This window comes from Acidimicrobiales bacterium (genome assembly GCA_036378675.1).
Lineage (GTDB): Bacteria > Actinomycetota > Acidimicrobiia > Acidimicrobiales > Palsa-688 > DASUWA01.
In genome coordinates this window covers 58,641-79,367 of the sequence record DASUWA010000058.1, presented here as the reverse complement: position 1 = coordinate 79,367, position 20,727 = coordinate 58,641, and the positions used below count along the sequence as shown (strand labels likewise).

Sequence of the window (20,727 nt, the reverse complement as noted above, 5' to 3'; positions counted from 1 at the left end):
GGCCCAGCGGCGCGTCCGTCAGCTCTTCGAGCCACTCGACAAGACCGTCGTCGGGTATGTCGGTCGCCGACCTCGGAGTCCGAGCCGTGGAAGGTACCGGTCGCCGGTTTCGGATGGCGTGCGCGGCGCTGCGGTAGCGCTCCTCCAGCCGGTCGACCACGTCATCGAGGTCTGCGCTGCGGGCCGGGCGTGCAGCGTGGATCAGGTCGGCCGCGTACCAGAGACGATTGGCGGTCGCGAGAGCCGTCGACCAACGGGTGGCGTCGTCAGGCGTCGGATCCTCCGCCAGGAACTGAGCGAAGCTGTTCTCCGCCCGCACCGCGGTAGACATTGCTCGATTCCGACGGGACTCCGTCGCCCGATTGTCCGGTGCCCCAACCACGGAAGTCTGCGAGGAGCGAGGGTCTGCGAGGTGGTGGACCGTCTCTGCGAGATACGTGCTGGCGTCGTCGAGCAGATCGGCGACCGCAGGTGCGACGGTCGCCGACGCCCCGCGTGGCCATATCAACGAGCCCACCGCCAGTCCCACGAGCCCGCCGGCGACGACGTCCTCGATTCGCACGATCCCGATTCGCCAGCCGGCGGGGCCGAGCAGATTGAACAGCACGATGATCGCCACGGTGAAGCCGGCTTGGCCGGCGAGAAAGCTGATCGCCACGTTCGCATATATCGCGGTCGCGATGACGACCGGTAGCAGCACCAGATATGCGTTGGTGTTGGTGGCAAATAGCGCAATGATCGCCGTCGCGAGCGCGAAGCCGGCCGTCGTCCCGCTAACGGCTTGACCGACGCTGCGCTCGGTTGCACGCACGTTGGACTTAACCACGGTCAGGGTGGCGAACGCGACCCAGAAGCCCCGCTGCAGGCTGAACGCCTTGACGGCAGCCGTCGCCACCGCTAGGCCGACGCCGACACGCAGCGCGTCCTGTAGATACACCGAACGCGGGCTGAGATTCGCAACAAATCGCCGGATGCCGTGGGTGACATCGTCCCAGCCCGAAAGGCTCGACGCTTGGGCGGTGAAGGCGTCGATGATCTTGCCAGCGCGACGCGAGCCGAGCGCAGCGGCAGCATGGCTCGAGGTCGCTTCGGTGACCGCCCACAAGCGGGCCACCACGCCGAATTGGGGGAGTCCAGAGAGAGCCACGGGGGGGTTTGGAGCCTTGAGATCGTGCCCGCTGCGTGCGATCAGAGCTGCGCTCACCGCTCGCAACTCCTCCGCGCAGAGCGAGACGACGGACCTGTCGTGGTCACTGTAAGGCGCGGATTCGAACGCATTCACGAGACCCCCGAGCCGTTCGAGGTCGTTCAACAGGTATAGCTCACCCCTAGCCGAGCGAGTGGGTTCTGCAGGCCGATCCGACAAATCGTCAATGACGGCACGGACTCCGAGCGAGTGATCCCCCGGTTCTCTCGATCCATCGGCGAGGCCACCCGAGCGGACCTGGCCGGCGAGCGCCCCCAAGCGTTCTGCGAGGTCCTTGAGCGCCCCACCGAGCTGACGCAGAGCTTCAGTTTGAGCCGGCGCGGGCCAAAGGACCAGGCCCGCGACCAGGGCGAGCGCTCCCCCAACTGCCACCCCCTCCACCCGGTCGGGGACGGTGCCGATCTTGGCGGGCGAGCCGGCCGCGACCAGATAGAACAGGATGACGGCGTTCGCTCCTGCGGCGGCGTAACCGCCGAGAAGCCGGCCCAAGGACACGACGGCTCCAACCCCGAAGATGAGCAAGCATTGGATCCATACGCTATGCATCGACACCCAAGTTCCGAGTGCTGCCAAACCCACACCAAACGCGGTGGAAACCGTCGTGGCGATCGATCGGCCCAGCAGGCTCCCGCCGAAATCGGCGATACCGGTTATGGCCAGCGCTGTGAATGTGGCAAACACCGCGGTGCTCACGCTGTGCATTCCCCACCGTCCGATGGCGAATCCCGCGACCGTGACAGTTCCGGTGCGCATGGCGCGACCAAAGGCGCGACGAGACATCCCTCTGCTGGTGTCACGTCGGGGCAGGAGTCCAGCCCGGCGGGCCAAGGCCCATCGATCGTCTGGACTCACCGCGATCGCGGTCACCGCCGCCAGCCAAGCTTCGGACCGAACGGGACAATCACCTCACGGCCAACTAACCCACGACCCGCGACGACCACCGGGCCTCGATGACCTAACGCCGGGCCGCTTGTCGATTTTCACCGGCTACCGCATCTGCTCGCGACGCGTTCCCGGGCGGCGGGGGCCTCAGCGACGTTAGGGACTGACACGGCTGACGGCGGCCTCCGCGATGGCCCGGTCTTCTGCTCCGGTCATGGCTCCGGCCACCCCGATAGCTCCGGCCACCTGACCGTCGACGAGCACCGGTAACCCACCGGCGATCAAAGCCAGTCCCTGTCGGGTTCCAAACGAGGCCACCGCGGCCCCGTCGGAGCTGATCGCTGAGTAGAAATCGTCGGGGGGCATGCCAATAGCGGCGGCGGCGAAGGCTTTGTTGCGCGCCGTCTCGACGCTCACCAGAACCGCGCCGTCCATTCGAACGAAGGCTTTCATGACACCTGATTCGTCGACCACCATCACCGACACCGGCACCGACGTATCGGCGGCTTTGGCCAATGAGGCGTCGATCATCGACCTCGCCTGCGCTAAAGACAACGTCGGCCTCATCACCGGACCTCCACTTGGTGAGCTCATCGGAACACTCCCTTTCATGACCTCCGCCCTGTCCTGGCGGTATACGTGATGGCTCCCGGCGATCAGTCCGGGCAGACCCCGGCGGTGGCGTTGTGGACCGTGCCGGTCATCATCCGCGCCAGGTCTGAAGCGAGCAGTACTGCTGCTTTGGCCGTGTCATCGGTGTGCGGCGACCTTTTGAGCAGGGTGGATTCGGCCAAGTTGGCCACGGCCTGGTCCGCGGTGATGCCCCTCATCGCGGCCAACAGGTCACACGTGTCGCGGATGGTGCGGGTGTCGGGGTTGGCCGCGGTGCGTAGGCACACGACCCTCACTCCGGCGTTGCCCAGCTCCATGGCCATCGTGCGGGTCAGGTTCTCAACCGCAGCAAAGGCGGCGCCGATCCCGGACGTTCCTGGGGTGTGTGGTTTGGCCGGGCTGCCGGTCAGGAGGATGATCACCCCGGAGCCTTGGCCGAGCATGTGATCGGCGACCCGGTGTGCGGTGATGAACTGGGACTTCAACACCGTGTTGAGGGCGCTCATGAACTCGTCGACCGGGAGCTGAACCGCCGGCTTGCCGTTCCCGTAAGCGCTTATCCGCGGTCCTGTGGCGTTGATCGAGACGTCGATACCGCCAGCCTGCCCGGCGACGGCTTCCAGGTAGGTTGTCACGGCCGCCTCGTCGAGGGCGTCGACGACATCGCTGTGGGCAATCCCACCCTTATCCGCGATCGCTTTCTCGACGACCGTGAGGCTCTCGGCACTGCGGCCCGACAAGAAGACTTCGGCGCCTTCGACCGCGAACGCTTTGGCAACCGCCGCCCCGATGGAGCCACCAGCTCCGAACACGACGGCGCGCTTGCCTTGCAGGATATGTGAATCAGACATGGCTTCCCCTAGTAGTGAGCTTCTGCATCATCGATATAGACACCGGGTCGTTCAAGAACTGGGCGAGCCCGACGAGGGCATTCCAGCCAAGTGGCCGCGGCCTCATGTTCGGGTGGTCGCCGGCGGGCGCTCTCCGATGAGGCCGACCTCGATCCCGCCGCCCAGCCCGAGGAACGGGCAGTCCTTGGCCACCAGCTCGGCCGCCTGAAGGTCGTCGGCGGCGACGACGAAGTACCCGCCGAGGGTTGTCTCCTCCGTGCTCCCGAGGGTGCGAGTCTCGACGACGCCGTGCCCAGGGTCGACCCGGTTTTCGCCCATGCCCTCGAACCAGGCGTTGAGCGCCTCGATGGTGCCGGCCTCCCCCGGGATGTAGCCCTGGGGTCTGCGGATCACGAACAAGAACTTCGGCATCGGTCTCCCTCTCTGCTGATCGATGGGCCCCTGAGGGGCCTCGATTCAGGTAGACGCAGACAGCACCGGAAATCGGGCACCCTTGGTGCGCCCGATTTCTCGCGGCCGGTGCGTCTATATCGACGTCCGGATTGCCAGGTCGGGAGAGATGAGTGTCGGGAGGAAGTTACGGTGAACAGCGAGCTGGTCGACCGAGCGCAGGGCGGCGACGAGACGGCCTTCCACGACCTTGTCGACCGGCACCGCCGCGAGTTGCAGGTGCACTGTTATCGCATCCTGGGCTCTGCCCAGGACGCCGAGGAGGCAGTCCAGGACACCTTCATGGCAGCGTGGCACAGCATCAGCGGTTTTGAGGGGCGATCGTCCGTGCGTACTTGGCTGTTCCGCATCGCCACCAACCGCTGCCTCGACGGGCTCCGGGCGGCGCGGCGCCGACCGGCCACAGCGTTCGGGCCGCCAGCCGGCGTGCTGCAACCCAACTCGGCCGGAGAGGTCATCTGGCTCCAGCCGTATCCGGATGTTCTGCTCGAGGATCTGGGAGACCCGACACCGGGACCGGATGCACAATACGAAGCCAGGGAGGCGATCTCCCTCGCTTTCGTGAGCGCGCTGCAGCTCCTGGCCCCACGGCAACGGGCCGTGCTGGTCCTACGCGATGTCCTCGGCTTCCGGTCCAAGGAGGTAGCCGAGATGCTCGACTCCTCCGAGGACTCCGTCGCCAGCGCCCTCAAACACGCCCGGGTCAACCTGCAGCGCCGTTTACCCGCGGCCGCCGACCCGCCACCCGCGCCAAACTCGCCAGTCGAGCGAGAGATCGTCGATCGACTCGTCCGCGCCTACCAAACCGGCGACGTCGACGCGGTGGTCTCAATGCTCACCGACGACATCGTCTTTACGACTCCACTCGCTCCTGGGTCCTACGAAGGACTCGATATCGCGGGGCCCTTCCTCCGGTCGGTCGTCTTCCGCGACGGTCGAACCTACCGGCTCGTAACAACCCGGGCCAACCGACAGCCGGCCTTCGGCGTGTACGTGTCGGACCCGATCACCGGGGTGGCGCATGCCAACGGCATGCTGGTTCTAACCCTCTCCGGCAGCCGGATCCGGGCGATGACCCGATTCGACAACAGCGTGCTGTCCCAGTTCGGGCTACCCCGGACCCTGCCCGACCATGGCTGAACCAGCTATCTGGGCCGAGGGCTTGGTCAAGCAATTCGGGTCCGTCGTGGCGCTCGACGGTATCGACCTCGCCGTGGAGGCGGGCAGCGTGCTAGGCCTGCTCGGTCCGAACGGAGCCGGCAAGACCACCGCCGTGCGGATCCTGACCACCGTCCTCGAACCCGACGCCGGACACGCCCGGATTCTCGGCCGCGATGTCGTAGGTCACGCCCACGACGTGCGAGCCATGATCGGGCTGGCCGGCCAGTTCGCCGCGGTCGACGAGAACCTGACCGGCGACGAGAACCTACGGCTAATCGGCCGGCTCACGCATCAACCCAGGTCCGTCATCGTGGCCCGGGCGGAGGAGTTGACCTACCGGTTCGGGCTCGAAGGCGCCGCCGATCGGCCGGTCCGGACCTACTCCGGTGGCATGCGCCGCCGCCTCGACCTGGCCGCGGCTCTCGTGCACCGACCGGCAGTGCTCTTCCTCGACGAGCCGACCACCGGCCTAGATCCCAACGCCCGCAGTGACCTGTGGGCCCTGATCGCAGAGCTGGTCGCCGACGGAACGACCGTACTGTTGACCACCCAGTACCTGGAAGAAGCGGACCGGGTCTCCGACAGCGTCGTGGTCATGGACGGCGGACGGATCCTCGCCCAAGGAACTGGCGCCCAGCTCAAGGCCGACTTGGGCTCAACTGTCGTCGAGATCCACCTCACCGACGCCGCGTTCGCCCGGCGGGCCGCGACCAGAATCGGACTGATCGCTCCCACCGAGGTGCGCGATGGCGACCGAACCCTGGCGGTGAAAGTCCCCGACAACGGGCCAGCGGTCCAAGAGGTCATCCGCGCCCTGGACGCTGACGCCATCATCCCGCTGGCTCTGGCCATTCGCCAACCGACCCTTGACGACGTCTTCCTACAACTAACCGGTCATCGCACAGCGTCCCAAGCAGAGCTACCCGGGCTCCCGACCGCTGCCGCAACCACCAACGGAGGCGCCGCATGACGACCGTTGTCGCAACACCAACCTCGGGGCAGGCGCCCAGCCGTTCGAGACTGGTCTGGGCGGCCGCTGACTCGATGGCGGTCGCCAAGCGCAACGTCATCGGAATCATTCGCCGACCGCAGTTGCTCGGGTTCGCGACCATCCAGCCCGTGCTGTTCGTGCTCATGTTCCGCTACGTGTTCGGCGGCTCAATCCAAATCCCGGGCGTCAGCTACACGAACTACCTCATGGCCGGGATCTTCGTCCAGACCGTCATGTTCGGCGCTCAGAACACCGCGATTGGTATAGCCGAAGACCTCCACAGTGGGCTCCTAGAACGATTCCGAACGCTCGTCATGGCCCGTTCTGCGGTTCTGGCCGGGCGCGTCCTCGCCGACGCGATGCGGAACCTCTTTGTGATCGTATTGATGCTCGGCGTCGGATACCTCGTCGGCTTCCGACTCAACACCAATCTCGCCGCCCTCGCAGCGGCAGTCGGCGTGCTTCTGCTCTTCGGGTTCGCCATCTCCTGGGTCACCGCACTACTCGGGCTCACCGCCAAAAGCGCCGAAGCCGCAGGCGCCGCCGCGCTCCCCCTCACCGTCCTGCTCGGCTTCCCCTCCAGCGCATTCTTGCTGACGCGCACCATGCCCGGCCCGCTCCGGGCTTACGCCGACCACCAACCCCTCACCGCGACGGTCGACACCATCCGCCCCCTACTTCTCGGCGGACCAACCGCCTCGCATGCCGTCACCGCCGTCCTCTGGTGCCTCGGAATCGTTGCTGTGTTCGCCCCACTGGCAGTCCTCCGCTACCAGCGCGCCACCTGAGTGTCAGCTCGTTAGAGGACGCGTTCGTGCGGACACCCCGTTCCAAGCTCCCGGTCTTCCTTTGCGACAAGCCAACGAGCCGAACTGCGCCTCCCAGCGAATGCGATTCCGGACAGCAACCGACATTGGAGCCCCAACCGCCGCCGTCGATCCCACTTGGCCATCCGATTCGCGTCTTTTGCACTGCTCAGCAAGCTGCCTTGATAACAGGAGCAGAACCGACCGACCACGTGCGGGGCTCGTTGACCTGGGCAAACGCACTCGCAACTGTCAGAGACAGCGGCAGAGGTCGGGACTCGCGATCTCTGACCTCCCCGACGATCGCGACGTCCGGAGCCATCCGCAGGAAGCCCGAGACGAGCCGGCGAAGGTCCACCTCCGACCGGTCGGTGCGAGCTGGGCGCGTCTGCATGTGCGCGACGTTCGGAAGCGGCACGTCCGTCTCGAAAACTTCTTCCGCGACGACGACCCGCAACCGGGGGTCGAGCTCCGCGGCGAGGCACGAGAGGAGAGTCGTCTTGCCGGATCCGGGGGCGCCCGCGATGAGAATCGACAGGCCACTGCGCACGCACGCGTGAAGGAATCGGGCCGTCCCCTGGTCGAGCATTCCTCGATCGATGAGCTCGCGCACGTCTCTATGCGCGAGACCTGAGAACTTGCGGATGTTGACGAGCAGGTGCCCGTCCCGGCCGATGTCCGAGTGGACGATATGGATTCTGGCTCCGCCGTCTAGTTGAGCGTCTTGGAGACCTTCCGCAGGATCGAGCTTCCGGTGAGAACGACTCGAGTCGTCGAGAACTTTGGTGAGCACGCGTACCACGTGCGCGTCGTCGTGAAAGACCTCGTTGTGGTACCCGCCGGCTCCGGAGTGGCGCTTGGTGAAGATCGAGCCCGGTCCGTTGATCATGATTTCCCAGACGTCGGGGTCTGCCAGCAGAGGTTCGAGAGGGCCGTATCCCGCGAGGTTCCGCATCGCCCTCTCGATGGCTGCATCGGGGTCAGCTATGTCGACAGGCCGGCGTCCCCGCCGGTATTCGGTCCGCCAAACGCCCACCTCTTCAGCGACTATCGCCCTCAACCGGTCGAAAGCGCCCCGCGATGCCATGTCGAGCGCCTCCGACTTCGCCTTCTGCTGAGCGGCGAGCTCGACTTCCCGCAGCGGAGAGGCCCAGTCGACTCGGTTGGAGATAGTGCCTGCCGCCGTCACCGCCGTTCCCCTTGTCCCGCTTGGTGCTCGGGACCGTATCCGAACTACACGGATGTCATCAATGGGTTCTTTTTCGTACCTAGTATGTCTCTTGCTTCTTAAATAGTTTCTATGTAGTTTAGCTGCCTATGAGGGTCAGCGTCGAAGCTGGGGTCGTGCGCAAGGTCGCAGGAGACGACGCAGAGCGACAGAGGCTCGGCACCGAGGCGTCGATGTTGTCTCTGGCCGCCCACCCGGGAGTCGTCCGTCTGATCGCCACGGCCGGCGGCGACCCGCCGTCGGAACTGGTACTCGCACCAGTTGGGGGCGGGTCGCTGGCGACAATCGGCCGCAGCATGGACTGGTCGGAGGTCGCGGGCCTCGGCGCGGCTTTGGCGACGACTCTTGCGGATCTCCACGAGATCGGGATTGTCCACGGCTCAATCTCGGCCGATCACATACTCCTCGACGAAAGTGGGAGGCCCGTTCTCTGTGGATTCGGGAGGGCCGTTCGCTGTGATCTTCCCGAGTCACGAGCCGTTGGAGCGGACGATGTTGCTTCCCTTGCGGCCTTGCTTCAGCAGTTCGCCGAAGGCCCGCCGCCGAGATCGGTGGGCCGGTTGCTGTGGTCGTTTTCCGGGGGTCGCCAAATGGGCAGGGCGCGGACGGCACGTCGCCTGGCCCGAAGGCTGATCGAGGCCGTCCCGTCGGCTCGCCTGCCGGGAGTGGATGCGGCAGATGGTGGGACGGTTGGTCATCAGAGTCGTCACGAGCCACGCCCGAATCGGGAGCGCGTGCCACGTCGCCGCCGGCTCCCAGCACTCGTACTGGTGACCGGGTGCGCCGTCGGCTTCCTATTACTGCTGTCCGAGTCGAGGGCTGGCGGCGACCATGCGCATGCGGTGGCTTCGGGATCGGTGCTGTCCTCGCCATCGGGAAAATTCACACTGATCGGAACTTCAGGGCTCGAGGTAATCGGCCATTGGCATTGTGGCGGTCCTGGTGCACCCGCGCTGTTGGACCTCCGCGGCGGCAACGTCTGGGTCTTCGACGGTTGGCCGACCGATGCCACGGGCATAAGCGCGCGCCTCGTCGCTCGTGTTCCACAAGCAGTTGGCTTGCGCGTCGTTCGAGGTACGCGTGCTGCCTCTCGTTGCGACGAGTTGCTCGTCGAGCGCCGGCGACAGACACCGAAGATGGTGAATCCGAGTCAATAGTGCGCCGAACCCCGATTGCCGGATCTTTGCTTCACCTTGTCGGAGGATTCTCCGCAACGGTGACGCTTTTGCTCGTGGGGCGAGGACAGCTCACGCGAGTACCGGTGATGCATCCGACAAATTTGCCGGGCTGGTGGGCTGCATCTGGACCGATCGTCGGCTTGTTCGGGCTGCTGCGCGTAGCGCTCCTTGGTGTGTCGGTGTACTGGACCGGGCTCGCTCTCCTGTGTGTCGGGGTGTGCTCTATCACGGGCGGATCGAGACGGATGGCGAAGCTGTCGGGACGGTTACCGGGATTCGGCTGGCTGGCACGAGGTTTGGCAAGCACCTCGATCGTGGGAGCCGCTCTCATCGTCGGCTCCACCCCGTCGATAGCGGATACGAATGCCCCGCCTGCGACCGGGAGCACAGCGACGACGGTCGAGCCACCCACGCAGCCGCCAGCTTCAGATCAGCTCACGCCTCCCCGACTCGTTCCGTTGAGCCCGCACGCGAAAGGTGAACACCGTTCCCGCCGGAGGGCAACCGGAGGTGGAATCGCGCCGCCGCCGGGAGTATCGCCCGTGGACGCGGGGACCGCGGGAACGCTCCCAGCGGAAGTGGCGCCGGCGGTGGAACCGGCGGTGGTAGGGCGAGCGCCGGCGATAGGAGGGCCAGCGCCGGCAGTGGAACCGGCGGTAGTAGGGCCGGCGCCGGCTCTTTCGCCGGCACCCGGTCCAGCGACGCAACCCAGCCCAGTGGCGTCGCCATCCTCGGCCCAAGTGCCGTCGACGACCATAAGGCCGCTTGAAGCGTGGAAGGTGCGTCCCGGTGACAACCTCTGGTCGATCGCCCAGTCCGCTATGGCCGAACGGCTTGGCCGCCAGCCTTCCGACAGCGAGACCGCTCGCTATTGGTTGCAGGTGATCGAAGCCAACCGTTTGCGACTCCCCGATCCGAAGAATCCGAGTCTGTTGTTCGCAGGCGACCTGATATCTCTGCCGAGCCCACGCTGACGTACGTTTCGTAACAATCGAATTTGGCGATTCAACGAGTTCGTGACGCAACGGCCCTCCGGCGAGCAGTTTCGTAACAACGGAGGCAGCCTCCGAAAAAAGCGAGTTACGTTCCTGCTACGAGGCAGCCGTGCATTTCCACCCGTGCATTTCCACCCGTGCATTCCCACCCGTGCACTCCCACCCGTGCAATCCCACCCATGCCCCACCCCGTGCATTCCCACCCGTGGGCCACCCATGCCGTGCGCCGGCGACACTCGGGACGCGACACTGTTGGAATGCTCCGGCGCGGCGCGGTCCTCATCATCCGGGTGGCGCTAGCCGCGGCATCGGTGGCGCTGGTGGTTTCCGTACTGACCGGGTCGGCACGTGGCGCCGGCGCAGACCCCCCCACGACGAAGAGCCCGGCCCCGACGACAGCGCCGCCGACGACGCACTGCGTCCTGTGCGGTCCGACCACGACGCTCCGGGTCCCGCCGACCACGTTGCCCCCGGGCACCTCGCCGGCGACAAGCTCGCCGGCTCAGACCACCCCGACCACCAGGCCGACCGCCAGGACCTTGGCTCCGTACACCGGTCAGACCTACCCACCGACAACCGTCGCACCCCCGACGACGCTTACGACGATCCCGCCGATCGGGGGCCACCTTCCCGTCTCTCCCCAGACGTTGCCGTTCGCGACCAAGCAACAGAGCTCTCACGTGAGCCCGGTGTTCGCTGCACTCTCAGGGGTCGGTTTCTTCGTCGCCCTGTTGATCGCTGGTCTGCGGTTCCTTCTCACCAGGCCTCGCAAGCAATAGCCACGCGCGAACAAGGCGGGCGGAAGTCAGGGCATCAATCGCAATGACACTTCGTTCGCCAGCAGGCGCCCGCGCAAAGTAAGGCGTAACCGCCCCGCACCCACCGTCCCGACCTCGGCCGGTTCGACCAATCCGGCGAGGTCAGGATCCTCTCGCCACCCAGGCAATGCACCTTCGGGAACTCCCGAGCGGGTTCGCAGCGCTAGTTCCAATGCTTCACTTCGCCGGCGCTCGGCATCCAGGGTCTCGCCGGCGGCTTCGACCTGTTCGCCGGCCCGCACCATCGACACGTAGCGGTCGGGGGTGCGCACGTTCCACCAACGGCGGGCGGTACCTGACATCGGGTACACCCGGTGCGAGTGGGCGGCGCAACCGATTCCGACGTACTCGCCCTGCGCCCAGTACAGCTGGTTGTGCCGGCATTCGGCTCCCGGTTTCGCCCAGTTGGAGATCTCGTACCACGAGTAGCCAGCGTCGTGAAGCATCGAGTCGGCGAGCAGGTACTTGTCCGCCTGATCGTCAGAGTCGGGATGCCGGCGGCGATCGAGAGCAAGCGGCGTCCCGGGCTCGACGGTCAGCGCGTACGCGCTCACATGCGAAGGGGCGGGATCGACGACGAGTATGGCTTTGAGCGTCGATTCCCAGTCTCCGACGCTTTCTCCGGCGGCTCCGAAGATGAGGTCGACGTTGTAGTTCGAGCCGAAACCGGCCGAAGCGGCTGCGTCAAGCGCTCTAAGTACCGAATCGACCGAGTGAACCCGCCCGAGGCTGCCGAGCACGTGGGGAACCATCGACTGGGCACCAAACGAAATCCGGTTGACCCCGACCGAACGGTAACCACGGAGCTTCGGCTCATCCACGGTCTCGGGATTGCACTCAACCGTCACCTCGGCGCCTGGAGCCAGCGCGACCTCCGCCAACACAGAACCCAACGCCGAAGGCTCGAGAAGCGACGGCGTACCGCCACCGAAGAAGACCGAAGTCGCAACCGGGACCTCGCCTACCGAGCGCAACCATCGAAGCTGCGTGGCGCACGCGTCGACATATTCCGTTGCCAGGTGGAAGCGATCTGTCCAGGTCGCGAACGCGCAGTAATCGCAACGCCGTACGCAGAACGGCACGTGCACGTACACGCCGAACTCGGACATGCCTTTCATCCGCGCGCCGGCGCCACCACGCCGGCGCGGACAGCCGTCAGCAAGACACCCGCGGCCACCGCCGCCGACTCGGTGCGCAACACGCCCGCGCCCAACGAAACCGCTCCAGCTCCGAACGCCTCCAACTCCGAGGACGACCATCCACCCTCGGGACCCACCAGTATCGAAGTGACCTGAGCCGGCAGCGCGACACCGGACGGATCAGCAAGAGCCGAACCCCCGGAACCGTCCACTGCCCCTATATCCACAACGCCGTCGACCGACGACAACCACATCCCCCGGCTCTGCATGAGCGCTTGCCGCGCGACTCGGCGGAGCCGGGAAACGTGCGACGCCGCCCGCCTTTCGTCCCAACGCACGACGCTCCGCTCGGTTCGCAGCAGGACGATGCGGTCCACTCCGAGCTCGCTCAGTTTCTGGACCGCCCACTCGTTCCGGTCACCCTTCACCGGCGCGAACGCCACACATACCGCCGGCGTGGGCCGCGCGACCTGAACCACCGAACCCGCAGGCTCGAGCGCACCACTGCCCGACCAGGTGCATGACCGCCATCCACCCTTGCCGTCGGTCACGCTCACCGATTCGCCGGGTCGCAAACGAAGAACAGCCGCCAAATGGTGCTCGTCCTCCTCGGACAGCTCCGGCGCGTCCAACGCGTCCACGAGAACGTGCGCGGCCGCGCGGCGCGCCGCGCCGAACGGGCCGGCGCCGACCGGTTCGAAACCAGCCACGACGAACCTCGTTACTTGAAAGCGCCCCGAAGCCTGAACATCAGCCCAGCCTCCGGTGGAGCGACAGCTTCGCCGCGGGAGTCCGCGAATTGCCGCAGGAGCTCCTCCTGCTCCTTGGTCAGCTCGGTTGGTGTGTCGACGACCAAGCTCAAGATGAGGTCTCCACGCCCACGACCCTGCAAATGCGGTACGCCGCGCCCGCGCAGACGGATCTCGCGGCCGCCCTGCGCACCGGCCGGAACTTCGATTTCCTCGGTTCCGTCGAGCGTTTCGAACTCGACATTCGTGCCGAGCACCGCCTGCGACATCGCGACGTGCATGACGGAATGCAGGTCGAAGCCTCGACGGGTGATCGTCGGATGCGGCCGCACCTGTAGATGGACGTAGAGGTCCCCGGGCGGACCGCCCCGAACTCCCCCGGCGCCGCGGCCGGTCAGGCGCAACGTCGACCCCTCGTCTACGCCGGCGGGCACTTCGACAACAAACGAACGCTCCTCCCGCCGCCGCCCCTCACCGCGACAGTCCGCACACGGCGAGGAGATCTCCTCACCTGTCCCGCCGCAACGAGGGCACGGCGTGGCGGTAACCATCTGGCCGAGGATCGACTGCCTGACCCTGCGCACCTCGCCGGTCCCGGAGCAGTTGCTGCACGTCACCGGCGTGGTCCCCGGTCGAGCGCCGCTTCCCTGGCAGGTCGCGCAGGTCTGCGGCAACCGAATGGTGAGTTCCCTCTCGATGCCGAACACCGCCTCCGAGAACTCCAGCGTCATGTTGACCTCGGCGTCCTCACCGCGAAGAGGCCCGGTACGCGAGGTCCTCGCCCCCATACCTCCCGCCATGCCCCCGCCGAAGAACGCGTCGAAGAGGTCTCCCAGGCCGCCCGCCCCGAACCCGGCGAACGGGTCGCCAGGTCCCCCGGCGCCGGCGCCTGACCTGCCGACGCCGGCGAGTCCGAACATGTCGTACTGGCGCCGGCGCTCCGGATCGCGGAGCGTCTCGTACGCCAGGTTCACCGCCTTGAACCGCTCCTCTGCATGACGATCGTCGGGGTTGGCGTCTGGGTGAAGTTCCTTGGCGAGCTTCAAATAGGCGCGCTTGATCTGATCCTCGGTTGCGTTCCTAGGTACGCCAAGCAACTCGTAAAAGTCTTCTAAATCAGCCACGGAGCAACCGAACCTATCGTCCCTCGGCGCCTTCGCTGAGGGTCTGGCCCAGGCGCCGGCTCACTACCGCGACCGCGGCAAGGGCGTGGTCGTAGTGCATCCTGGTCGGCCCGAGGATCCCGACGGTCCCGGCGCGCTCGCCCTCCACCTGGTATGGAGCGACGACGATCGAGCACTCCGCGAGCGGCTGGACCCCGTGCTCGGCACCGATCGAGACGGAGAGCCCGCGGTCGAGCACGTCCCTGATGAGCGTCACGAGCACGAACTGCTGCTCGAGGATGTCGAGCACCTGCCGGATCGTCGCAACCGCGTCGAAAGCCTCGGCCATCCGAGCCGCCCCGCCGACGAACACCTGGGAGCGCACGTCGCCCACTGCCTCTCCCCGAAGCAGCACTTCCACGGCGGCAGAAACCAGCCGGTCCACCACCGCGTCACCTGTGCCGAGAATTGCGTGCTGCCGGCCCAGAACCTCGCCGGTCAGCTGCGACGCTAGGTGCACGGAAGCGGCGGATATCTGGCCCTCGCTCGGCTCGGGTTCGTCGGGCGACAGCTCGATCGTCCTCTTGTCGACCGCGCCGGTCGCAAACACCACTACCGCCAGAACCACCCGGGGCGCCAGGCCGACGAGCTGGATCGAGCGGACCCGCGCGGGCTCGCCCTCTCTGACGACGACCGCCGCGTAGTCGGTCAACCCGGACAGAAGCTTGCTCGTGTCCCCCAGCATTCGCTCGAGCTCCCCATGAGCCTTTGCGAAAAAGGTCCGCACCTTCTGGGTCTGTCCCGGATCAAGCCGTCCGGCCGGATCGAGGTGATCGACGAAGAAGCGGTAGCCCTTGTCAGTCGGTATCCGCCCTGCGCTCGTGTGTGGCTGGGTCAGGTAGCCCTCTCGCTCCAGCACGCCCATCTCGTTCCGCACCGTCGCGGAGGAGACCGTAAGGTCCGGGATGCGCGACACGGCCGCAGACCCGACCGGTTGGGCGGTCTGGATGTACTCCTCCACCACCGCGCGGAGGATGGCGGCCTTGCGATCATCAAGCACTTTGGCACTCAAAGATACCGAGTGCTAGCCGTTTCCCGCACGCACGACCCCTCCGGGTATCTCTCGAGGGTGGGGTAGAACGGAGTCCATGGTCGACGCGAAACCGGTGGCACAGTCAGGAACGTTCACCTTGGGCTCCATCACCGTCCACCGGCTCGGGTTCGGGGCAATGCGACTGACCGGGCGTGGAGTCTGGGGGGAGCCACGCGACCGCCAGGAATGCATCCGGGTGCTCCGGCGGGCGGTTGATCTCGGGGTCGACTTCATCGATACGGCCGACTCCTACGGTCCGTACGTCAGCGAGGACCTGATTCGCGAAGCCCTCCACCCCTACCCCGAGGGGCTCACCATCGCGACCAAAGCCGGCCTGGTCCGGACCGGCCCCGGCGAGTGGCACCCGGTGGCCCGCCCTGAGTACCTCCGGCAGGAGGTAGAGATGAGCCTTCGACGCTTGGCCGTCGACAGCTTGGACCTCTTCCAGCTCCACCGCATCGACCCCGAGGTCCCCGCCGACGATCAGTTCGGCCTTCTGTCCGACGTTCTTCGCGAAGGCAAGGTGAAGAACATCGGTCTGTCCAACGTCTCGCTCGACGAGCTGCTGCGCGCCCAGAAGACGCTCCCAGTGGTCACCGTCCAGAACCGTTACAACCTCACCGACCGTTCCTCGGTTGACGTACTCGACCATTGCGCGGCCGAGGGCATCGGCTTCATCCCTTGGCACCCGATCGCCGCGGGACGTCTCGCCGAACCTGGCGGCCCGGTTGACGACATAGCGAAAGAGACCGGCGCCACGCCGGCGCAGATCTCCCTCGCTTGGCTTCTCGCCAACAGCCCGGTGATTCTTCCGATTCCGGGGACCTCTTCGGTCGGCCACCTCGAGGAGAACTGCAACGCGGCCAAAGTCCACCTGACGCCCGAGCACATTGACCGCTTGAACGCCGCGGGCTGATTACTCGTCGAGCCGCAGCGCCTGAATGAAGGCTTCTTGTGGCACTTCAACCCGCCCGATATTTTTCATGCGCTTCTTGCCTTCCTTCTGCTTCTCGAGCAGCTTGCGCTTGCGGGTGATGTCGCCGCCGTAGCACTTGGCGAGAACGTCCTTGCGCTTGGCCTTCACGGTCTCTCGGGCAATGATGCGCCCGCCGATCGACGCCTGTATCGGGACGTCGAACATTTGGCGAGGGATGAGCTCCCTCAACCGTTCGGTCATTTTGCGGCCGTATTCCTGCGCCGCGCTTCGGTGCACGATCGAGCTGAACGCGTCGACGGGGACGCCGTTGAGCAGGACGTCGATCTTGGCCAGGTCGGCGCGGTCCCAACCGGCGGGCTCGTAATCGAGGCTGGCGTAACCCTTGGTGCGGCTCTTCAGCGCATCGAAGAAGTCGATCACCACCTCGGCCAGCGGTATCCGGTAAACCAACTCGATCCGTTCGGGAGACAGGTACTCCATCCTTTGCATCTCGCCGCGCCGGCTTTGGCAGAGGTCCATCAGTGTGCCGGTGTACTCGGTCGGGCTGAGAATCGTCGCGGTGAGGTACGGCTCCTCGATCCAGTCGAGCTTCTGAGGCTCGGGCATATCGGAGGGGTTGTGGACCTCGGCAACGAAACCGTCTGTCAGGTGTGCCCGGTACTCAACGCTCGGGGCGGTCGCGATCAAAGACAGGTCGAACTCGCGTTCCAGACGTTCCCTCACGATCTCCATGTGCAGCAGCCCGAGAAAACCGCACCTGAAACCGAAGCCGAGCGCGCCCGAGGTCTCCGGCTCGTAAGTGAAGGAAGCGTCGTTGAGCCGAAGCTTCTCGAGTGCGTCTCGAAGGTCGGCGAAATCGTCGCCCTCCACCGGGTACAGGCCGCAGAAGACCATCGGCTTGGGGTCCTGGTAGCCCGACAGAGGCTCGGCGGCCGGGCGGCTCGGTGAGGTGACCGTCTCACCAGAACGCGCTTCGCCGACGTCCTTGATGCCGGCAATGAGGTACCCGACCTCACCGGGACCGAGAGATGCGACGGTCACGTTGACCGGCGTACGGACGCCGATCTCCTCGACGTCGTGGGTGCGGCCGGTTTGCATGAAACGGACTCGGGAGCCGGACACAAGGGTTCCGTTGACCACCCGCACAGCACTGATAACGCCGCGGTACTGGTCGTAGTACGAGTCGAAGATGAGGCCCTGCAAGGGCGCGTCGGGATCGCCGGACGGCGGCGGGATCCGGTCGCAGATCGCGTCGAGCAGCTCGGGAACGCCTTCCCCGGTCTTGGCCGAGAGTCGCAGGATTTCGCCGGCGGGTACGCCGAGGACCCGCTCGATCTCGCCGGCGTAACGATCCGGGTCCGCTGCCGGGAGGTCGATCTTGTTGAGAGCCGCGACGATCTCCTTGTCGTGTTCCAGAGCCTGGTAGGCGTTGGCGAGGGTCTGCGCCTCGATCCCCTGGGCGGCATCCACGAGGAGCACGACCCCCTCGCACGCGGCGAGGCTGCGGCTGACCTCGTAGCCGAAGTCGACGTGCCCGGGCGTGTCGATGAGGTGGATGGTGTAGCCCTTCCAGTGCACCCGCACGTTTTGGGCTTTGATGGTGATGCCTCTCTCCCGTTCGATGTCCATCGAGTCGAGGTACTGCTCGCGCATGTCACGGGCGTCCACCGCGCCGGTGAGTTCGAGTATGCGGTCGGACAGCGTGGACTTGCCGTGGTCCACGTGGGCGACGATCGAAAGGTTGCGGATGCGTTCTAGGTTCACGAGGCCTTCCAGTGTGGCCCAACCGCAACTCGAGGGCCGGAACACCTAGGGTGTGACCGATGACTCGGAGCGGCTTCGAGCCGGTGGTCACGGTATCGGCCACCTACGGAACCGGTGGCAGTGTCATCGCGCCCCGGCTGTCCGAGGTTCTCGGGTTGCCTTTCGTTGATCGGCTCATATCGGCCGACATGTCCCAGGACGTCGCGCGAGAGGAGGCAAGGTCTGCTTCGCGGGAAAGCCTGTGCGAGGGGGAACGGGAGATCGCGCCCGCGGGTCGTTTTCTCAGCTACTTCGCCAGGGCGGCCAGCGTCGGAGCGATGATGGCACCTGATCCGATCATCGACGACGACGAGAACATTCGAGTCACTGTCGAGGAAGCGTTGCGCCACGTCGCCGCCGGCGAGCCGGCGGTCATCCTGGGCAGGGCCGGAGCCATAGCTCTGAGGGATCGACCGAAGACGTTCCACGTCCGGTTGGATGGCCCGGTTGACAGAAGGGTCGCCTGGGCTGCGCAGTTCGAGCACCTCGACGTAGAGGCCGCGAGGCAGCGCCAGGCGGAGACCGACAAGGCCCGCACCCTCTTCGTGAAGCGGCTTTACAGGGTCGATCCGGCCGACTGCTCCCTGTACCACCTTGTTATCGATCCGACGGTTTTCGGCATCGAGCCGGCCGTCGAGGTCATATCGCTCGCGGCGGGCAAGTTCTTCGAGGGATCTGCTGTCTAGCGAACGTCCGCATGGCCCGGGCGCGCGACCGCGGCTCGAGCGGCTGGCCGCGTGGCTCCTCGTTCAAATGGAAGGGGTCAGGGCGCTTGCATCGCTCCCGCTGCTCGGTGCCTACAAGCTCACCGACCAGCGTGACGTGATCGACGCCGACGTCGACCGATGGGCCGAGCTTCTCTGGGTCGACGATCGGTCGCGAATGCTCGCCCGTCTGCTGTACGCCTTCCCGGAGTTCCGCGGGGTTTTCTACCACCGTCTCGCGGCCGGCAATCCCCTCGGCGCGCTCGCCGGCCGGATGGCAGCTCGCTGGTGGAAGACGGTCCCGGGGCTCGACCTGGGCGACACCCCGATCGGGCCGGGTCTGTTCATCTCCCACGGCCAGGCGACGATCCTTTCCGCCGAGTCGATCGGCGCGAACTGTCAGGTCCATCAGGGTGTGACCGTCGGTTGGGACTATCGCGGCGAGCGCCGTCCGGTGATTGGCGACGATGTGTTCATCGGAGCGGGCGCCAAAATCCTCGGGCCGGTGACGGTGGGAGACAAAGCATTGATCGGTGCCAACGCCGTCGTGGTCTGCGACGTCCCCGGCGGGGCCACCGCCGTCGGGATACCGGCCCGGGTCATCCAGGGCGGCTGAAAGGGGAGCTCAGGGGTCGGTTGTGCTCGGCGGGCTCGGCGGGCTCGGCGGGCTCGGCGGGCGGGGGTTACCAGGAAAGCTTCCACCTCCTCGCCGAGAACGTCAGGCTCTTCTGCCGAAGGTGGAAACGCCCCGTCTCGTTGGGACCCTCTTCCGATGCAACCGGCCCCGCGCTCGGCTCAGCCTTCGGCCCCCGGGTTTGCGGGCCGGTTTGATGGCGCTGCTCGAACAACCTTTTGGCGGCCTCCACGAGTTCGGGCGGGACCGTGTCGAACGGCTGGAGCGGCGCGGTGCGGCGTCGGCCCCTGCCTCGCGAGGCGCCGAACGGTAAGGGATCTGGCCGTTTCATCGTGTCCCATCCCCCTGCAGAGACTCCATCGACTTATAAGGAGATTCGACACCGGCGAGAAATACTTCGGATTGTGGTGACGTGATTTCTGAACGTGACAATTGCCCTGCCTATCCATATCAGGCAGCCGGTTGGGCTTTTGTTTTGTGCGGCCGGGATTGACCCTAGCCGTCTATAAAGATTCAGGAATCAGCCGGTAAATACGTCTTCGAGATTGATACCGGAGGCGGCGGCCAGACGGCGAAGCTGCTCGAGCGCCCGGGCCCGGGTAGGCCCGATGCTCCCGATAGGCATTGACAGCGCCTCGCTGATGTCCTTGTAGCTGAGGGGTGAATCGGCGCTCAGCAGACGCAACAGCGTCTGAGAACGAATGGGAAGGAGCTCAACCAACTGGTTGAGCAGTTCGCTCTGTTCGGCGGAGATGAGATCGGAGTCGGGTGCGCGATCGACACGATCGTCTGCGATTGTGTCGAAATCCGCCCCGTTCGGGAGCTGCCGCCCTCCGACGCGCAGCACCCGCAGCGACTCGTGGCGGGCCGTGGTAGCAAGCCAGGCGCCAACCCGTTCGGGGTGCTCGATCCTGTCGAGATGTTCGACCAGGCGCAGCCATGTCGTTTGGAAGACGTCGGCGGCGTCGTGAGGGTTCAACCGGTGCCCGCGGGCGATCGCCCAGACCGTCGACGCGAAGCGGTCGACCAGCGCGTTCCACGCGTCCTGACTTCCTACCGCTGCCTGTTCGACCAAACTCCCGACCTCCTGTCGAGCGTCTAACCCGCGAGCGCGGCGTCTCCGTTCTACCCGGCTGGTAGCCGGATTGTCAGCGGCGGAAAAGCCCTGTTCAGCGGCTAAGCCACCGGTTCCGCCGTCCAGAAATTGCCCCCCAAGCGCTGCGCTGGATTGAACCGTCATCGATGTACTGGCCCCTTCGCCCAATCAACCCCAAACCGGTATTTGTCACTCTGTATCCGGAGCTTGCTGAAAGCAACGGAACATGAACTTTCGGTCAGACGAGAAAGACCAGAAATGAGCTCGCGCCCAATACCCCTCGTCGGACA

General features: G+C 65.9%; 21 protein-coding genes. 10 read left to right on the top strand and 11 right to left on the bottom strand.

Annotated elements, in window-relative coordinates:
• Both VFZ97_18765 and VFZ97_18760 read right to left on the bottom strand, forming a co-directional pair.
• The coding region (locus VFZ97_18765) for an FUSC family protein (GenBank protein HEX6395484.1) at nucleotides 1-1,960 on the bottom strand (1,960 nt) is incomplete at its 3' end.
• A 285-nt stretch (nucleotides 1,961-2,245) separates the two neighbouring features.
• Nucleotides 2,246-2,620: a heme-binding protein gene (locus VFZ97_18760; GenBank protein ID HEX6395483.1), complete on the bottom strand. Its 375-nt coding sequence runs from the start codon at nucleotides 2,618-2,620 to the stop codon at nucleotides 2,246-2,248.
• Here VFZ97_18760 and VFZ97_18755 point away from each other — a divergent pair.
• Entirely contained in the window at nucleotides 2,541-2,732 is a 192-nt protein-coding gene (locus VFZ97_18755; GenBank protein ID HEX6395482.1) for a hypothetical protein, read from the top strand. The genes VFZ97_18760 and VFZ97_18755 overlap by 80 nt on opposite strands.
• A gap of 13 nt (nucleotides 2,733-2,745) precedes the next feature.
• Here the strand turns inward: VFZ97_18755 and VFZ97_18750 are convergent, their stop codons facing one another.
• Both VFZ97_18750 and VFZ97_18745 read right to left on the bottom strand, forming a co-directional pair.
• Complete coding sequence (locus VFZ97_18750) at nucleotides 2,746-3,552, bottom strand: SDR family oxidoreductase (protein ID HEX6395481.1); 807 nt, start codon at nucleotides 3,550-3,552, stop codon at nucleotides 2,746-2,748.
• A gap of 102 nt (nucleotides 3,553-3,654) precedes the next feature.
• On the bottom strand, nucleotides 3,655-3,963 hold the full coding sequence (locus tag VFZ97_18745) for a hypothetical protein (GenBank protein ID HEX6395480.1): 309 nt from the start codon (nucleotides 3,961-3,963) through the stop codon (nucleotides 3,655-3,657).
• Nucleotides 3,964-4,134: 171 nt separating this feature from the next.
• Here VFZ97_18745 and VFZ97_18740 point away from each other — a divergent pair, with 171 nt between their 5' ends.
• The 3 genes from VFZ97_18740 to VFZ97_18730 are packed head-to-tail and all read left to right on the top strand — an operon-like array spanning nucleotide 4,135 to nucleotide 6,942.
• Entirely contained in the window at nucleotides 4,135-5,142 is a 1,008-nt protein-coding gene (locus tag VFZ97_18740) for an RNA polymerase subunit sigma-70 (GenBank protein HEX6395479.1), read from the top strand.
• The gene (locus VFZ97_18735; GenBank protein HEX6395478.1) at nucleotides 5,135-6,133 is read left to right on the top strand and encodes an ATP-binding cassette domain-containing protein; all 999 of its coding nucleotides are present in this window, start codon (nucleotides 5,135-5,137) and stop codon (nucleotides 6,131-6,133) included. The genes VFZ97_18740 and VFZ97_18735 overlap by 8 nt, the downstream gene beginning before the upstream one ends.
• Nucleotides 6,130-6,942: an ABC transporter permease gene (locus tag VFZ97_18730; GenBank protein HEX6395477.1), complete on the top strand. Its 813-nt coding sequence runs from the start codon at nucleotides 6,130-6,132 to the stop codon at nucleotides 6,940-6,942. The genes VFZ97_18735 and VFZ97_18730 overlap by 4 nt, the downstream gene beginning before the upstream one ends.
• Before the next feature lie 187 nt (nucleotides 6,943-7,129).
• Here VFZ97_18730 and VFZ97_18725 read toward each other — a convergent pair whose 3' ends face one another.
• Nucleotides 7,130-8,149, bottom strand: coding sequence for an ATPase, T2SS/T4P/T4SS family (locus VFZ97_18725; protein HEX6395476.1), 1,020 nt, complete (start codon nucleotides 8,147-8,149; stop codon nucleotides 7,130-7,132).
• A 128-nt stretch (nucleotides 8,150-8,277) separates the two neighbouring features.
• On the opposite strand from VFZ97_18725, the gene VFZ97_18720 reads away from it, so the two are divergent.
• From VFZ97_18720 to VFZ97_18710, 3 genes are all read left to right on the top strand, one after another.
• Entirely contained in the window at nucleotides 8,278-9,345 is a 1,068-nt protein-coding gene (locus VFZ97_18720) for a protein kinase (GenBank protein ID HEX6395475.1), read from the top strand.
• A gap of 59 nt (nucleotides 9,346-9,404) precedes the next feature.
• Nucleotides 9,405-10,340 carry a hypothetical protein gene (locus VFZ97_18715; GenBank protein ID HEX6395474.1) on the top strand — a complete coding sequence of 312 codons (936 nt, stop codon included), beginning with the start codon at nucleotides 9,405-9,407 and terminating at the stop codon, nucleotides 10,338-10,340.
• A gap of 278 nt (nucleotides 10,341-10,618) precedes the next feature.
• A complete protein-coding gene (locus tag VFZ97_18710) occupies nucleotides 10,619-11,140 on the top strand; it encodes a hypothetical protein (GenBank protein ID HEX6395473.1) in 522 nt (173 codons plus the stop codon).
• A gap of 26 nt (nucleotides 11,141-11,166) precedes the next feature.
• On the opposite strand, the gene hemW is transcribed toward VFZ97_18710, so the two are convergent.
• From hemW to hrcA, 4 genes are read right to left on the bottom strand one after another with little or no spacing between them, the layout of a single operon-like run.
• Entirely contained in the window at nucleotides 11,167-12,288 is a 1,122-nt protein-coding gene (hemW, locus tag VFZ97_18705) for a radical SAM family heme chaperone HemW (GenBank protein ID HEX6395472.1), read from the bottom strand.
• Between the two features lie 5 nt (nucleotides 12,289-12,293).
• Nucleotides 12,294-13,028, bottom strand: a complete 735-nt coding sequence (locus tag VFZ97_18700) for an RsmE family RNA methyltransferase (GenBank protein HEX6395471.1) — start codon at nucleotides 13,026-13,028, stop codon at nucleotides 12,294-12,296.
• An 11-nt stretch (nucleotides 13,029-13,039) separates the two neighbouring features.
• Nucleotides 13,040-14,191 (bottom strand): molecular chaperone DnaJ, encoded by a 1,152-nt coding sequence (gene dnaJ, locus VFZ97_18695; GenBank protein ID HEX6395470.1) that lies wholly within the window; start codon nucleotides 14,189-14,191, stop codon nucleotides 13,040-13,042.
• A gap of 13 nt (nucleotides 14,192-14,204) precedes the next feature.
• The gene (hrcA, locus tag VFZ97_18690; GenBank protein HEX6395469.1) at nucleotides 14,205-15,230 is read right to left on the bottom strand and encodes a heat-inducible transcriptional repressor HrcA; all 1,026 of its coding nucleotides are present in this window, start codon (nucleotides 15,228-15,230) and stop codon (nucleotides 14,205-14,207) included.
• Nucleotides 15,231-15,318: 88 nt separating this feature from the next.
• On the opposite strand from hrcA, the gene VFZ97_18685 reads away from it, so the two are divergent.
• Entirely contained in the window at nucleotides 15,319-16,179 is an 861-nt protein-coding gene (locus VFZ97_18685; protein ID HEX6395468.1) for an aldo/keto reductase, read from the top strand.
• Here VFZ97_18685 and lepA read toward each other — a convergent pair whose 3' ends face one another.
• Nucleotides 16,180-17,964 (bottom strand): translation elongation factor 4, encoded by a 1,785-nt coding sequence (gene lepA / locus VFZ97_18680; GenBank protein ID HEX6395467.1) that lies wholly within the window; start codon nucleotides 17,962-17,964, stop codon nucleotides 16,180-16,182.
• Nucleotides 17,965-18,023: 59 nt separating this feature from the next.
• On the opposite strand from lepA, the gene VFZ97_18675 reads away from it, so the two are divergent.
• Together VFZ97_18675 and VFZ97_18670 are read left to right on the top strand one after the other, a co-directional pair.
• Nucleotides 18,024-18,689: a cytidylate kinase-like family protein gene (locus VFZ97_18675; protein HEX6395466.1), complete on the top strand. Its 666-nt coding sequence runs from the start codon at nucleotides 18,024-18,026 to the stop codon at nucleotides 18,687-18,689.
• A 67-nt stretch (nucleotides 18,690-18,756) separates the two neighbouring features.
• Nucleotides 18,757-19,323, top strand: a complete 567-nt coding sequence (locus VFZ97_18670; protein HEX6395465.1) for a DapH/DapD/GlmU-related protein — start codon at nucleotides 18,757-18,759, stop codon at nucleotides 19,321-19,323.
• Between the two features lie 538 nt (nucleotides 19,324-19,861).
• Here VFZ97_18670 and VFZ97_18665 read toward each other — a convergent pair.
• Entirely contained in the window at nucleotides 19,862-20,416 is a 555-nt protein-coding gene (locus VFZ97_18665; GenBank protein HEX6395464.1) for a sigma-70 family RNA polymerase sigma factor, read from the bottom strand.
• Nucleotides 20,417-20,727 lie beyond the last annotated feature (311 nt).

Excerpts from the sequence above, each read along its gene's own strand:
- VFZ97_18755 (HEX6395482.1), top strand. The coding sequence starts at position 2,541 with ATGACACCTGATTCGTCGACCACCATCACCGACACCGGCACCGACGTA.
- VFZ97_18760 (HEX6395483.1), bottom strand. The coding sequence starts at position 2,620 with ATGATCGACGCCTCATTGGCCAAAGCCGCCGATACGTCGGTGCCGGTG.
- VFZ97_18750 (HEX6395481.1), bottom strand. The coding sequence starts at position 3,552 with ATGTCTGATTCACATATCCTGCAAGGCAAGCGCGCCGTCGTGTTCGGA.
- VFZ97_18745 (HEX6395480.1), bottom strand. The coding sequence starts at position 3,963 with ATGCCGAAGTTCTTGTTCGTGATCCGCAGACCCCAGGGCTACATCCCG.
- VFZ97_18735 (HEX6395478.1), top strand. The coding sequence starts at position 5,135 with ATGGCTGAACCAGCTATCTGGGCCGAGGGCTTGGTCAAGCAATTCGGG.
- VFZ97_18730 (HEX6395477.1), top strand. The coding sequence starts at position 6,130 with ATGACGACCGTTGTCGCAACACCAACCTCGGGGCAGGCGCCCAGCCGT.
- VFZ97_18720 (HEX6395475.1), top strand. The coding sequence starts at position 8,278 with ATGAGGGTCAGCGTCGAAGCTGGGGTCGTGCGCAAGGTCGCAGGAGAC.
- VFZ97_18710 (HEX6395473.1), top strand. The coding sequence starts at position 10,619 with ATGCTCCGGCGCGGCGCGGTCCTCATCATCCGGGTGGCGCTAGCCGCG.
- hemW (HEX6395472.1), bottom strand. The coding sequence starts at position 12,288 with ATGTCCGAGTTCGGCGTGTACGTGCACGTGCCGTTCTGCGTACGGCGT.
- VFZ97_18685 (HEX6395468.1), top strand. The coding sequence starts at position 15,319 with ATGGTCGACGCGAAACCGGTGGCACAGTCAGGAACGTTCACCTTGGGC.
- VFZ97_18675 (HEX6395466.1), top strand. The coding sequence starts at position 18,024 with ATGACTCGGAGCGGCTTCGAGCCGGTGGTCACGGTATCGGCCACCTAC.
- VFZ97_18670 (HEX6395465.1), top strand. The coding sequence starts at position 18,757 with ATGGAAGGGGTCAGGGCGCTTGCATCGCTCCCGCTGCTCGGTGCCTAC.